Here is a 13,608-nt window from a genome sequence, read left to right on the forward strand (position 1 = left end):
TGGAAGCCTATGAACTGGAAACCGATACGCCGGGCAGGGCGCGGCCTGTGGCTAGCCGGCCTGCTGCTCGCTGCGGCAGCGGCTCAGGCGCAGACGGCACCGGGGCAGGGCGCAGCGGGAGACGGCAGCGCACAGCAGCAGGCCTTACCAACCTCCACCGCTGCGGGCACAGTGACGCCCCGGACACCCGAGCGCAGCGGCCTTGCGGCCGAGGTCACGCTGCGGGGCCGTGAACTGGCCGGCTTGCAGCGCGGCGAGGTGGTGTGGTCACAGACTTTCGCGCCGGAGCTGGGTGCCCTGCGCGGACCACTGCGCCAGGGCGGCGTGACCTATCTGGGCGCCGGACCGGCCGTGCTGGCCTACGACGAGGCCGGCCGGGTGCTGGCCCGCTATGACCTGTCTGCCCCGGTCCTGACGCTCGACGGCAGCGGCGGTCTGGTGCGGGCCACCGTCTCCGGAGGCGATTACCGCGAGACTTTTACCCTGATTGCCCCCGAGAACGGAGCCGGCACCCAGGAGCGGGTGGTCTTCGCCCCGGACCCGGCCGTGACCCTCTGGGCGATGCAGGCCGGCGACGCTGTGCCCGAGGAGCGGGTGGCCCAGCGCTGGGCCAGCGATCCCCTCAACCCTTTTCTGGGCCTGCGGGCCGCGCAACAGGCCCGCGCTGCCGGCCAGGCGGAGCAGGCCGCCGCACACCTGCAGACCCTGATGGCCTCAGCGCAGCCGTTCCCGGTCTGGGTCAGGCTGGCCGCCCGGCTGGACGCGGCGGGCTACCCTGAGCAGGCCGACCATGCCCTGGAGCTGGCGCGTGCCGACGCCGCCGCGCGTGGCTACGACCCGGCCATCCGAGTCAGCCGGGCGGCGCTGGCCGCCTACGGCAATCCCACCGGCTATATCGAAACGCTGCTGGCCCAGGGCCAGCTCAACCGCGCTGAGGTGTGGTTGCGGCACCTGCGGGCCATGCACCCGCGCGCCGAAGGCAGCGAGGCTCTGTACCTGCGCTACGCCGCGCTGCTGGAAAGCCAGGACCGCACCGGCGAGGCCAGCGAGTGGCGGGGCTTCGCCGCCTCACTGCGGGAAGGCACGCTGTACCATCAGGGGCCGGCGGGCCTGGCCCGGCTGCGCGACGCCAGCGGTCTGCTCTCGCTGGCCCTGGCGCTCAGCCTGCTGCTGGCCGTGCTGGCTCTTTTCCGGCGGGGCCGCGCCGTGCAGAGGGCCGAACTTTCCCCCTACGGTGGGCGCTGGCGGGCCTGGCGCGAGTGGCCGCTGGAGCGGGCGGGCCGCACCTCGCTGCACTACGCCGGCACCGGCGAGCGGCTGGTGCTGCTGGGCCTGAGCGCGGCGCTGACCGTCAGCCTGAGCGGAGGGCTGTGGGCCAGCCGCACCGCCGAGCTGCTGGACACTCCGGCGCTGAACACCGGCACCTACGGCGGCGCCTGGGCCGAAACTGGCCTGGCCCGCCTGCCGCTGGGCAGCAGCCCCGAAGCGGCGCTGCTGCGCGGCCTCAGCACACAGCTCTCGGGCGACCTTTCGGCGGCGCGGGTGCGGTACCAGGCGGCCCGGAGTCTGCCCTGCGCCCGCAACAACCTGGGGGTTATCGCGGCGCTGCGGGGCGACCGGCCCGGTGCCGACTCGCTGTTCCGGGCCGCCCTGGCCGCGCAGCCGGGCCTGGGGGCGGCCGCCTACAACCTGGGCTTTCCGGTGCTCACGCTGGGCAGCGAGTTTCAGGAGCGCTACCGCACCGGCGAGCCGCGGCTGTGCTATCCCGACGACCGCAGCCTGATTCGGGCGCTGAGCGGCGACGTCTCCGGCATCTGGCGGGCGCAGCTGCACGACCCGGCCGGGCAACTGCGCCTTATCGCCGCCGAGGCGCGGCGGGGCCGGCTGCACCCCTGGGCGCTGCTGTGGCTGGCCGAGGGCCTGACCCTGGCCGCCCTGCTGCTGGCATTGCTGCCCCCGCGCCGCGCCACTGTAAGCGCTGTGAGCCTGGAAGATACGGACGGCGCAAAGAGCGCGGCACGCGCTTCCCGCTGGAGCGGCGACTCCCTGCCTGGCCGCCCGCCGGCCTACCTCCCCGACCGTGACCTGCTCGCCTGGGTGCTGCCGGGCAGCGGGCTGCTCGAATGGGTCTGGGGCGGACTGCTGCTGCTAGGCTTCGTGGCGGCCGCGCTGGCCTGGGCCGCCGGCTACGCGCTCTCGCTGCGGGCGGCCAGCGCGGCCCTTCCCTGGCCGCTCTCCCTGTGGCCGGCCACCGGCTGGCCAGATTCGCTGCCCGGACTGACCAGCCCCTGGCCGCTGGCGGTGATGGCCTCCAGTTGGCTGCTGAATGCCGCCTGCTTATGGGCGCTGGGACGGCGGCAGGCGCGGCAACAGCTGTAGGCCCGCTTCCCGGCCGGCCGCACGTCCGGCCGTCTCAAGGTTTCCATCAGCTTGGGCAGGCATACTGGGGCTTATGTGTCTTCGCTCGCAAATGCCTGTCTCCTGTCTCTTTCGCATGCTGCGGCCCGGTCTGCTCAGCCTGGGGCTGGGACTGTGGGGCGCCGCAGAGGCGCAGCTGCAGCTGAGTTTCAGCACCGGCGAATCCAGCGTGCAGATCAACGGCCGCAGTGCCAACATCGCCGCGCCGCAGGTGGTGGAAGGCCGCACCATGCTGCCGCTGAACGACACGGTGCTGCTGCTGGGCTATTACCTGACCCGCAGCGGCAACACCGTGAGCGTGGTGGGCGGCAACCTGTCGGTGGACCTCGACAGCGGCTACGCCACGGTGGGTGGGCAGCGCCAGGAGGCGGGCAGCGTGGCCGTGCTGGGAGGCAAACTGTATGTCTCGGCGCGGGTGATTGCAGCCGGGCTGGGCGGACAGCTGAGCACCGGCAGCGGCAACTCGCTGGTGCTGACAGCCCAGCCCAAAGGCTCGTTCGTGCCCCCTACGCGCACTGCCCTGCCCAGCGCAGTGCCTGGCGCGGTGGCGCCTGCACCCACTCCAGCCCCAGCCCGGCCTGCCCCGGCGCCGGCCGTTCCCACACCATCCCCGGCGGCGCAGCCTAGCGCTCCACAGGCCCGCTTTTCGACCGACAAGGCCGTCTACGCGCCGGGCGAGCGGGTGGTCTACACCGAGTACTCCTACGACCCTGAGGGCGGCGGCATCGCGTCGCGCAACTGGACCGGGCGGCAGGACGTGTACTGGGCACCGGGCAGCTATCCGGTCAGCCTGCAGGTCACCAACGGGCGCGGACAGAGTTCGTCCGCCTACACCCGCACCATCCGGGTCGAGGGTCAGGCGGCCGAAACGCCGGTCACCTACGCCCTGCGCTACGGGCAGATTGGCGACCGCTTCGCCGACGGCCGAGTGCTGAACTACCCCGCGCTGAACATGACCCAGGGCACGCCCAGGAATCTGCCGCTGCTGTTCAGTGACAGTCCCGAGAAGCCGCAGCAGAGCGGCGTGCTATACGGGGACCAGGTCAGCGGCGAGGCCCGGCTGCTGGGTTATCACGTCAACGACCTGGGCCGTCCGGCACGGCTGTACATCGTGGCGCGCAACCTGGAAAGCCGCCCGGTCAGCGTGCAGGTGGCGCGCCAGGGCGAGACCGCGCCCAGCCGCCTGGAAGGCATTCTGGGCCAGGTCACGCTGATGGACTACTTTGCCAGTCCGGCGCGCGGCGCTGTGAATGTGCCTGCCGGCGGCCTGAGCGCCCTGTACGTGAGCCCTAGCCTGAGCCAGGGCCACGGCGTCAGCATTCTGCAGGACATCGTGAGCAGCGGGCGAGTGGCCGTGAGCTTCGTGATGCTGGAAGACGGCCTGACCCTCAGCGACGCGGTGCTGCGCTCACTGCCCTACCTGCCGCTGGACGGCCGGCACCAGCGCGGGACCTTCGCGGGCGCCGACCGGCCCATGAGCACGGCGCTCACCCAGCTGCCGGCCCGCGTGGTGATTGGCGACGGCCAGCACGACCCGGTCCTGACCGGCCGCGACTCGGTCACCGGCAGCACTCAGCGCCTGGCGGGCAACTACGGCGTGCTGTACGACATGGAATTTACCGGCGCCGCCAATACCGCGGTTGCTCTCAGCCCACGCGGGGGCCTGTACCGGGGCGCCATGCGGATTATTGACGGCGACCTGACCCAGGTCATCAAACTGCCGCGCGAGGGCAACGCCCTGACCCCCAACGAGCCGCAGCTGCTGTGGCGCGCCAAGTCCGACCGGGTCCGCATCCAGTTCATGCCGTCCAACGGCAGCGCCCTGCCGGTCAATCTGGTGTTCTACCGGCTGCCGCAAAACACCTACAAGTGGTATCAGCCCTGAACGCGGCTTGAGGGAGATGCAGGGAGCCGGTCATGTGCCGCCCGGCTCCCTGCTGCCGCTGCTACCATCAGCGTCGGCGCCGCCGCGCCCGCCGCAGGCCGTGGTCGGGGCGAATCCCGTCCGCAATCAGGTGCAGCCACTGGCTAAGGAAATATCCCAGCGTGACCGGCAGCAGCACCTTCCACTCGATAGGGTCGGGCAAGGCCGGCAGGTTGACGCCTGGCCAAAAGGTCCGCAGCGCCCCTACCGCCAGAAACACCAGAATGGCCAGGTAGGCCAGCCGGGTCAGCGGCCCGATGACCCAGGTGTGCGACAGCCCCCGGTGGCTGAATACCATGCCGTACGGCACCCACAGCGGTCCCAAGAAACCCCAGTTGCGCTTGGAATTCACCCCCTGTTCCGACAGGTCCAGGTCCGGCGACAGCAAGAAGGTGCCTGCCAGAAAGCCCAGTGAAAAATGCAGGGTCTGGGTCTGGGTCAGCGTGACCAGCCCCTCGCGGCCAGCCCACACCGCGCCGGCCCCCAAGGCCGCGTAGACCGCCATGTTGATGTAGTTGTGTACACGTCCGCTCGGCACCGGCAACACTATGCCGTGCAGGGCGGCCACAATGCGAACTCCGGCTGAGGCTTCCAGGGCGCTTTGGGCTACGCTGGGCCCCATGACCATTCCCGAACGCGACCTGTGGGCCCCGGACCTGCGCGCCCTGGACGAGTTGGAACGTGAGAACAAGGGCTGCACCGCCTGCCCGCTGCGGGCCGGCTGCCTGCAGGTGGTGGTGGCCGACGGCACCCCTGCCGCCGACCTGCTGATTATCGGCGAGGGTCCCGGCGGCGACGAGGACCGCACTGGGCGCCCGTTCGTGGGCCGCGCCGGGCAGCTGCTGGACCGCATTCTGGCAGCCGTGGACCTGCGACGCGAGGACACTTACATCACCAATATTGTCAAGTGCCGCCCGCCGGCCAACCGCGCCCCGACCCCACCCGAAATCCAGACCTGCACCGAGCTGTGGCTGAACCGGCAGCTGGCACTGCTCAGGCCCCGGGTCATCGTGACGATGGGCAACACCCCCACCCGGCACCTGCTGGGCACCCAGCAGGGTATTACGCGTCTGCGGGGGCAGTGGCACCCTTACCGCCTGCCCGGCAGCGACGCAACGGCCGCCCTGATGCCGATGTTCCACCCCGCCTATTTGCTGCGCAACGACACCCGTGTGAAGGGAGGCCCGAAAAGCCTCACCTGGGGTGACATTCTGGAGGTGGCCGGCGTATTGCGCGGCGAGCGGCCCTTTCCACTGCAGCCGGCTCCGCCGGAAGGCCAGCTGCCGCTGTTCTGAGGGTGCCTTACTGGAAAAGCCCCCGGAAAGCCACTCAGGCTGGCCGGGGGCTGTTTCGCTGCGCTGAACCCGCAATCATGTCAGCGCCGACAAAAGAAAAGTGCCGCTTCCCGCACCCAGGAAGCAGCACCGGCTCAGGAGACCCTGAGACTTGCGTCACTCAGATTTACATCACGCGGCGGGCGCCGACGTAGCGGCTGGCCCAGTAGCTGTTGCCGAACATGCGCTCGACCATGGAGCGGCCATAGTAGGAGTTGGCGTTGGCCATCTGGTCGCCGCCCAGGTAGATGCCCACATGGCTGACGCCACGGCCGGTGGTGTTAAAGAACACCAGGTCGCCGGCGCGCAGGTTGCGGCTGCTCACGGCGTAGCCGGTACGCCACTGGCCCAGGGCCGTGCGGGGCAGGCTGATACCCATGTTCCGGAAGACCAGCTGGGTGTAGGCCGAGCAGTCCACGCTGCCGCGCCCGTTGCCGCCCAGGCGGTAGGGAATCCCCAGGAAGCGGCTGGCGGCCGTGCGCACGGTGGCGCTGCCGGTGCCGGCGGCATTCACCGTGGGGCCGACGCTGCGGGCCTCGCCGGTCACCTGCAGGCGCTGACCGATTTCGATGGTGGTGGAGTTCAGGCCATTGGCCTGCATCAGCTGCTGGGTCCCCATGCCGTGGGCCTGGGCAATCTTGTACAGGGTGTCGCCCGCCTTGACGGTGTAACTTCCGGCAGAAGCAGTGGTGGCCAGAACAGCGGCAATCGAGAGCAGCAGGGTGCGTAGTGCTTTCATCAAGTAACGAGTGTACGTGCCTTCCTTTTACTCGTCCTTAATACTTTGGGGAAATGGCCTATTCTATGCACCTATACGGCGTTTATGCGCTTTAGGCTAACCTAATCTTTGGGCTCTGATTCAAATCTCATCAGGATTCTCATAGAGCGGCTCATTTCTTGCAGAACCCTACAACCATGTCCAGAACACCTGTTTCAGCCGGTGCGCGATTAGGCAGTTCATGCGGACTTCAGACTTAAAGATATCGGCTAAATATCAAGGTCTCTCTGCGGAACGCCGGGGAAGCGACCCCGTTCAGCACGCGCTCTTCCATTTCCAGACCAGGCTGCCTCTTCACAGATCTGGTTGCATTTCACATACTTATGCATGACTTTACAGCCCGCTCCGCGCCTTGCCTCTCCCCGCTTCATGCTACCCGCGACGCTCTGTGTGGTGCTGGCCGCCTGCCTGTGGGGCCTGCTGGGGATCTTCGGGAAATACGCGCAGGAGGCGGGCATCTCGCCGCTGGAGGTGGCCTTCTGGCGGGCGGCGGTGGGAGGGGCCCTGTTCGCCCTGCATGCCGCTGCAGCGCAGCAGCGCTTCCCACGGGGGCGTGACCTGCTCTGGACGGCGCTGTTCGGCATCGTGGGGGTCAGTCTTTTTTATGGCGCCTACCAGCTGGCGGTGCAGGCGGCCGGGGCCAGCCTGGCCAGTGTGCTGCTGTACACGGCGCCCGCATTCGTGGCGCTCTGGGGATGGCTGCTGCTGCGTGAGCCCAGCGGCCTGCGCGAACTCGGCGCGGTGGCCTTTACCCTGGGAGGCATTGCACTGATTTCACTGGGCGGGGGCGAAAATATTCGGGTCACGCCCGCCGCGCTCACCTGGGGTCTGCTCAGCGGCTCCAGCTACAGCCTGTACTACCTGTACGGCAAGCTGTTTTTCAGCCGCTATTCGGCGGCGGCACTCTACGCCGTTGCGATGCCGGTCGGCGCCCTGGGCCTGCTGCCGCTGACCGACTTCGCCGCCAAATCTCTGGTGGCCTGGCTGGCCCTGGGCGCAGTCGCCCTGCTGTCCACCTACCTGGCCTACCTGCTCTACAGCGCGGGGCTGGAACGCCTGAGCGCCACTCAGACCAGCGTGATTGCCAGCCTGGAACCGGTCGTGGCTGGCCTGCTGGCCCTGGCGCTGTTTGGAGAAAAGCCAGGCCTGCTGGCCCTGGTGGGTGCCGGCCTGGTTCTGGCCGCTACCCTGCTGCTCTCGGTGCCCAGGAGGGTGCAGGGCAGGCCACACCCGGCGCCGGGGCAGGAGGAACAACCGGCCGAGTGACAGGAGCCGGCATAGTGGACGGCGCTAGTCTTCCGCTCCGGAATCTGCGGTCTGGGCAGACACCTGTGCCGGCAGGTTCCACACCAGCCGCTGACCCTCACGCAGAGCACCGTGCAACAACAGTTCCAAGCGGTCTTGCCAGTCACGCTGCACCTCTTCCGGAGTCAGATGCGGACCCTGCAACAGCGCCAGCAGGCAGGAATCCACCAGCAGGTCGCTCAGCACACGCAGGTCCACCCCGTCGCGCAGCTCGCCGCGCTGCTGCATGGACAGCAGCACCGGCATGACCAGTTCGCTCAGGCTGGTCTGGGGGAAATTCTCCTCCGTTGGCAGGTCGGTCAGGGCCGGCAGAGATGACTGTTCTGCCGGCCCTGCCAGCGCCGCCGAGGCCACCGCACCCACCAGGTGGTGGTAGCGCACGCCGAGGTCGGCCATGCGGGCGGTCATTCCCTGCCAGATGGCCTGAGGCGACTTGCCCTCGGCCAGCCGGCGCAGCGCAGCCTGCCGGGTCTCTTCTACCGTTTCTTCAAAGTGCGCCAGCAGCATGTGCAGCTTGCTGGGATAATAGCGGTAGAGGTTGGTACGGCTGACAAAAGCCGCCTGCGCGATGTCTGCCGCGCTGATGGCATCCAGCCCCGAGCGGGCGAACAGCTCGAAGGCCGCGCGCGCGATCCGGCGGCGGCGCTGCGTATCCTGTTCCTGGCGGTCCACTTTGGTCATGGCAAAAAAGTCCTGTTGGGCAGCGCGGTATTGCTGTTCTGCCCAGCACCAAGATTCAGCATAGCTCATGTCCTGCAGCCACACGGTAAGCCCCCCGGCTGACACGGCGCTGACACCCGGATACAGTGAGACCCACAGAAGACAACCCTCCCCTGCAGGCCCCAGGGCCAGACCTGAGACGGTCATCACCGCTCCCACCGGCCGCTCCAGCTCCCGCCCAACTCTGCAGGAGGAGACTTTGCACCCAGCCACTGCGCGGCTGTCTCTGTGTTCCATTATCGCGTGCCCTGCGCGGGTGTACCCCGTAGAGGCCAGTGGCTGACAGCAACCAAAACGGAAAGAGGTGTCTAGTGAACATTGCTCAGCTGTCTGGCCGTGGTGTGGAAATCACCGACCCCCTGCGTGGCTACGTGGACGAGAAGCTTTCGCGCCTGGACCGTTTCAACGGCGATATCACCAGTGCGCGCGTGACCCTGACGGTGCGCGACGTGAAAAATGCAGCGCGGCGCAACCGGGTCGAGGTCCAGATTAACGTTCCACACGGCATTATCCGCGCCGAGGAGACACACGCAGACATGTACGCGGCCATAGACAAGGCCAGCGACGTGCTGGAGCGCCAGCTGCGCAAGTTCAAAACCCGGCTGCTCAAGCAGCGCCAAGAAGGTGCCCCCCAGCCCCAACCCGGCCCCGCCGAGCTGGCCGCCCAGACGGCCGAGGACGACGCCGAACTTCAGCCCGAAATTGTGCGGCAAAAGCAGTTCGAAATGCGCCCGATGACCCCGCAGGACGCCGTCTTCCAGATGGAAGCGCTGGGACACGATTTCTACGTATTCAAGAACATGGACACCGACAGCTGCGGCGTGGTGTACCGCCGCAAGGACGGGCACTACGGGCTGATTGAACCGAAATAGGAAATAGGTCTAAGAGTCTAGAAGTCGAAGGGTCTAAGGTTTCAAATTCCTTAGACCCTTCGACTTTTAGACCTTCAGACGCGGCGTCAGTCGCCTCACATCGCCGCCGGAACCTCAATTCCAATCAGGTCCAGCGTCTCCTCAAAGGCGCGGCGCACGCGGCCTACCAGGGCCAGGCGGGCTTCGCGCAGACCTTCCGGAGATTGCAGCACATTGGTCGCAGGCTTGCCCACCTTGTCTTTGGCGTTGTACCAGCTATTGAAGGTGGTCGCCAGGTCCAGCGCGTACTGCGCCACCACGTGCGGCGAGTGGATGCGGGTGGCCTGCTCCACCACTTCGGGCAGGCGGGCCACCGCTTTTGCCAGGGCCAGGTCAATGTCGGGTAGCGCGGCCCAGTCGGCTCCACTGCCGTCTACTGCGTAGCCTTCAGCCTCAGCCTTGCGGAGGATGTTGCCCGCCCGCACCGCCGCGTACTGCACGTAGGGCGCAGTGTCGCCGGTCAGGGCCAGCGCAGAGTCCCAGCGGAAATCAATCTGGCGGGTCGGCTCGGCCTTGAGCATGGCGAAGCGGATGGCCCCAATCCCGATGCGGCGGGCTATTTCGGCGGCGTCCTCGCGGGCGGCCAGTTCGGGGTTGATTTCACCCAGCAGCTTCAGCGAGCGCTGCACTGCTTCATCCATCACTTCATCGGCAGCCACGGCAATGCCCTTGCGTCCGCTGATGGTCTGGCCTTCCAGCGTCACGAAAGCGTAGGAGAGGTGAATGGAGCGGTCCTTCTTCTCCTGCTCGCCCGCCACGCCAAGGCTGGAGCGCACCACCGTCTGCGGGTGGTTCTGGCGCGAGTCAATCACGTTGATGACTTCGGCGGCATGCCCGAAGCGCCGCTCAGTATCGGGTTCGCCGTCGGGGGCGCTGGTCCAAACCGTGTTGCCTTCGGGGTCGGTGGCGAACGGCTTGAATTTCATTCCCTCGAACAGGCCGAATTTCCAGAACTGGTAACCGATGTCCTTGGCGGCGTACATGGCCGTGCCGTCGGAGCGGACCAGCACCACGTTGGGTTCTTCCAGCCCAGGCATGAACTCGGACACGTCCATCACGAAGGCGCCGGCGTACTTGCCCTCGGTGGGGCGCGAGGTGTAGCGGCTTTCTTCGAGAATGTTCATGGCCTTGCTCAGGAAGCCGCTGCCGACCACATCGGACTCCCAGTTCAGCAGGTCATAGCGGGCGCCCAGGCGAAAGCAGGTGTCCAGGTGGGCCTGCACGATACGCTCGATTTCGGCGCGCAGCTCGCCCGCTTCCAGGCGGTGCATCACGGCGCGGATGCCTTCTTCCTGCTCCGGCTTGGCTGGGTCGGCGTTCAGGCGCACGTACCCTTTGCCCATCCAGTGGTCGTACTTCTCCTGTCCGTCCCACTCCAGGTGGTAGAAGTCGCGGGCAAACAGCGACTCGGCGGCTTGCCGGCCGGTGTCGTCAATGTAGTTCTGGACTTCCACCGTGTGCCCCGCTGCCCGCATAATCCGCGCCAGCGAGTCGCCCAGCACCACGTTGCGCAGGTGGCCCACGTGCAGTTCCTTGTTGGGGTTGACCGAGGTGTGCTCAATCACCACCTTGCCCTCCTGCTGCGGCATGGGGGTGGGGTTCTCCACGACACCGCGCACGAAGTCGGCCACGTCCACGAAGAAGTTCAGGAAGGGACCGGCAGCCTCTACACGGGCAATCCCGGCAGGCAGCTGGATGCTGCGGGCCAGGTCCTGCGCCACTTCGGCGGGGTTGCGGCCCAGCATCTTGGCCAGCTGAAAGGCGGCGGGCGTCCCGTAGTCGCCCTTCTTGCCGGCGGGAGTTTCCTGAATGGCGGGGTCCAGTTCCGCACCCAGCGCCTGGGCGGCCTGCTGAACGGCTTGCTTGAGCTGCGCCTTGAGTTCCATAACTCAGAATAGTAGCGCGGGGACCGGAGCGCGGAGCCGGCTGGGCAGGCAGCCCCCCAGCTGCCCCGGCAGAAGCCCGTTCCAGGAAAATGTTACAGAGAAAGGCTGACGGTGACCGTCTGCCGCCCAGCGCGCACTTCGCAGGTTACCAGTGGGTCGTTGAACCCGCGCTGCGAGATGATCCGGGGTGAGCTGGTAGGGGTCACGCCCCGGTTCCAGCAAGCCCGCACCTGCGCCGCCGTGACTGCCCGCCCCGCGGCGACCGAGGCCAGCTTGGCGGCGTTCACTGCGCCATAGGACGAGTTGCCCCGGTCATAACGCAGCCGCACGATCTGGCCGTGACCAGCTTGGCCGGGCAGCTGCAGCCGGGTTTCTTCCAACCGCTGGCCCTGCGGCAGCGTATAAGTGGACACGTTCAGCGGGTTGCCGGGACCACTGCGGTCTATCCGGCTTCCCAGCAGGCGGCAGCCCAACTCGCGGCACACGGGCGCTGAAGCGATAGAGGTCACCGTGCCAACCACGGCAGGAGCCGCCTGCGCCGTAGGCAGAACGGACGCACTCAGGGCAGCCAACAATGTCAGAGAAGACACTTTGTTCATGGCATGCAGAGTAAACTGCCGGGCTTAGGGCGCCTTATGGCTTGGCGGCCCCCTGAGCCAGCTTTACCAGACGGTGACGCGCACCGGCTCGGCGGCCAGCCTCACTTTGCCGTCAGCGGCGTTCCCGCTGAACCAGCTTTCAATCATGTAGTCGCCAGCCGGCAGGTTCAGGGTGCGTTCCAGCCGCACCGAGCCGCCCGCAGCCACGGTTTTCACGAACAGGTCCTGGGCACACAGCATGGCGTTGCCGTTACCTGCAGGTGGGTAGACCACGTTGCGGGTGCCCACTTCGAGCACGCGCACCAGCGGGCCGGCCGCGCAGTCCTGGCGGTTGTCGCGCGGTGCACTCAGTTCCTGCTCACGGCCGGTCTGATTCGCAACGGTCATGGTCAGGCGCACGGGGCTGCTGGTGTAGCGGGTCACCGAGGTGCGGGCCGTCAGGCCGGCAGGTGCAGCCACTGCCTGGGCGTCCTCCTGAGCGGGTACGCCGGGGCCACCGGCAGACATCTGGGCGAAAGCAGCGCCGCCCAGGGCGGCCAGCACGGTCAGAGTCAACTTCTTCATGCTGTTCAGAGTAGTGCGCCAAGTTGATGGCAGGCTGAAGCATTCTGAACCGGCGTTCACCCTTGGCTGTCAGGAATCAGGACGGGCTGTCAGGGGTCAGGACGCAGCGCAGAGCTACAGCTCCAGCAGCAGCCGGGGCCGGAAAGCCAGTGCATCGGCAGCCACCAAGCAGGCGGGAATACCGCCCACCTGCTGTACGGTGCGCTCGGGCGGCACCCCATGCAGATGCCCGAACACGATCTGGTCGGCGCCGGATTCGGCCAGCAGCGGGGTCAGCATGTTGGGCTGAAATGGCGGGCTGGCCGGCGGGTAATGCAGCATCACAATCAGGCGGTCGCCCGGCTGCCGCAGGCGGGCCGCCGCGGCGAGGCTCAGGCGCAGGCGCTCGGCCTCGCGGCTGAGAATCTTGTCGTCCTGCGCTTCCAGCGGGTTGTGCCCCGGCGTGTCCCAGCCCCGCGTGCCGCAGACCACCACGCCCGCCCCGGGAGGGCCGAAGCGCAGGGCGTCGTTCTGAATGGCATGCATTCGCTCCGGCAGCCGCGCCCGCAACTTGGAGAGGCTAGACCACCAGTAGTCGTGGTTGCCGCGCAGAATCACCTTTTCACCGGGAAGCGCCGCCACCTGCTGCAAGTCCACCAGCGCGTCGTCCAGCGTCATGGCCCAGGACAGGTCGCCAGGAAGCAGCACCAGGTCGCCTTCATCCACCACCTGCGGCCACTGCGCGAAGATGGCCTGGGGATGCTCCGCCCAGCCAGGGCCGAAAATCGTCATCGGCTTAGGGGACACCGCAGACAGGTGAAGGTCGGCCAGGGCAAACACACGCACGGGGTCCAGCATATAGGCTGCGCCCGCCGGAAGGTTCAGGCCGCTTTAGCTTGCGCGCATCCGCTCCGGCCACGCCGGGTCTAGCCTACAGCCATGACCGGACATACCAGTGATGAAGTGATTCGCCCCAACGACGTGGAACCCCGTGACCCGGCCGGCAGCCAGGTCGGCTACCCTCAGCGCGACAGCGGCGTGGTGCAGGACGGCCCCGGCACCCAGGACCGGGGCGTGGACAGCACCGGCATGATGGACGAGAACGGCGACCTCAAGGAGCGCGTCGAATCCATGATTGATTGACCTCTGCGCCGGAACTGCCTGTGGCAGCGCCGAGCAGGTGAAATGGC

General features: G+C 67.6%; 13 protein-coding genes. 6 read left to right on the top strand and 7 right to left on the bottom strand.

Going from position 1 to position 13,608, the window contains the following annotated elements; all coding sequences use genetic code 11:
- Positions 1-9 precede the first annotated feature (9 nt).
- Entirely contained in the window at positions 10-2,379 is a 2,370-nt protein-coding gene (locus tag DEIPR_RS08455) for a hypothetical protein (RefSeq protein ID WP_013615409.1), read from the top strand.
- A gap of 115 nt (positions 2,380-2,494) precedes the next feature.
- Complete coding sequence (locus DEIPR_RS08460; RefSeq protein WP_013615410.1) at positions 2,495-4,303, top strand: stalk domain-containing protein; 1,809 nt, start codon at positions 2,495-2,497, stop codon at positions 4,301-4,303.
- 67 nt (positions 4,304-4,370) lie between these two features.
- On the opposite strand, the gene DEIPR_RS08465 is transcribed toward DEIPR_RS08460, so the two are convergent.
- Positions 4,371-4,964, bottom strand: coding sequence for a metal-binding protein (locus DEIPR_RS08465; protein WP_148231821.1), 594 nt, complete (start codon positions 4,962-4,964; stop codon positions 4,371-4,373).
- On the opposite strand from DEIPR_RS08465, the gene DEIPR_RS08470 reads away from it, so the two are divergent.
- Positions 4,963-5,637 carry a uracil-DNA glycosylase gene (locus tag DEIPR_RS08470; protein WP_013615412.1) on the top strand — a complete coding sequence of 225 codons (675 nt, stop codon included), beginning with the start codon at positions 4,963-4,965 and terminating at the stop codon, positions 5,635-5,637. The two genes, DEIPR_RS08465 and DEIPR_RS08470, sit on opposite strands and share 2 nt — an antisense overlap.
- Before the next feature lie 166 nt (positions 5,638-5,803).
- Here the strand turns inward: DEIPR_RS08470 and DEIPR_RS08475 are convergent, their stop codons facing one another.
- Positions 5,804-6,415, bottom strand: coding sequence for a C40 family peptidase (locus DEIPR_RS08475; RefSeq protein ID WP_013615413.1), 612 nt, complete (start codon positions 6,413-6,415; stop codon positions 5,804-5,806).
- Between the two features lie 366 nt (positions 6,416-6,781).
- Here DEIPR_RS08475 and DEIPR_RS08480 point away from each other — a divergent pair, with 366 nt between their 5' ends.
- Positions 6,782-7,720 carry a DMT family transporter gene (locus DEIPR_RS08480; RefSeq protein WP_169310684.1) on the top strand — a complete coding sequence of 313 codons (939 nt, stop codon included), beginning with the start codon at positions 6,782-6,784 and terminating at the stop codon, positions 7,718-7,720.
- Between the two features lie 24 nt (positions 7,721-7,744).
- On the opposite strand, the gene DEIPR_RS08485 is transcribed toward DEIPR_RS08480, so the two are convergent.
- Positions 7,745-8,440 carry a TetR/AcrR family transcriptional regulator gene (locus DEIPR_RS08485; RefSeq protein ID WP_013615415.1) on the bottom strand — a complete coding sequence of 232 codons (696 nt, stop codon included), beginning with the start codon at positions 8,438-8,440 and terminating at the stop codon, positions 7,745-7,747.
- 350 nt (positions 8,441-8,790) lie between these two features.
- Here DEIPR_RS08485 and hpf point away from each other — a divergent pair, with 350 nt between their 5' ends.
- Positions 8,791-9,351, top strand: coding sequence for a ribosome hibernation-promoting factor, HPF/YfiA family (gene hpf / locus DEIPR_RS08490; RefSeq protein WP_013615416.1), 561 nt, complete (start codon positions 8,791-8,793; stop codon positions 9,349-9,351).
- Positions 9,352-9,446: 95 nt separating this feature from the next.
- On the opposite strand, the gene DEIPR_RS08495 is transcribed toward hpf, so the two are convergent.
- From DEIPR_RS08495 to DEIPR_RS08510, 4 genes are all read right to left on the bottom strand, one after another.
- Positions 9,447-11,276, bottom strand: coding sequence for an arginine--tRNA ligase (locus DEIPR_RS08495; protein ID WP_013615417.1), 1,830 nt, complete (start codon positions 11,274-11,276; stop codon positions 9,447-9,449).
- A gap of 92 nt (positions 11,277-11,368) precedes the next feature.
- The gene (locus tag DEIPR_RS08500) at positions 11,369-11,875 is read right to left on the bottom strand and encodes a hypothetical protein (RefSeq protein ID WP_013615418.1); all 507 of its coding nucleotides are present in this window, start codon (positions 11,873-11,875) and stop codon (positions 11,369-11,371) included.
- Positions 11,876-11,938: 63 nt separating this feature from the next.
- Complete coding sequence (locus DEIPR_RS08505; RefSeq protein ID WP_013615419.1) at positions 11,939-12,439, bottom strand: hypothetical protein; 501 nt, start codon at positions 12,437-12,439, stop codon at positions 11,939-11,941.
- Between the two features lie 114 nt (positions 12,440-12,553).
- Entirely contained in the window at positions 12,554-13,276 is a 723-nt protein-coding gene (locus DEIPR_RS08510) for a metallophosphoesterase (RefSeq protein ID WP_013615420.1), read from the bottom strand.
- A gap of 81 nt (positions 13,277-13,357) precedes the next feature.
- Here DEIPR_RS08510 and DEIPR_RS08515 point away from each other — a divergent pair, with 81 nt between their 5' ends.
- Positions 13,358-13,561 (top strand): hypothetical protein, encoded by a 204-nt coding sequence (locus DEIPR_RS08515; protein ID WP_013615421.1) that lies wholly within the window; start codon positions 13,358-13,360, stop codon positions 13,559-13,561.
- Positions 13,562-13,608: the final 47 nt, after the last annotated feature.

It is taken from the genome of Deinococcus proteolyticus MRP (assembly GCF_000190555.1).
Classification (GTDB): domain Bacteria; phylum Deinococcota; class Deinococci; order Deinococcales; family Deinococcaceae; genus Deinococcus; species Deinococcus proteolyticus.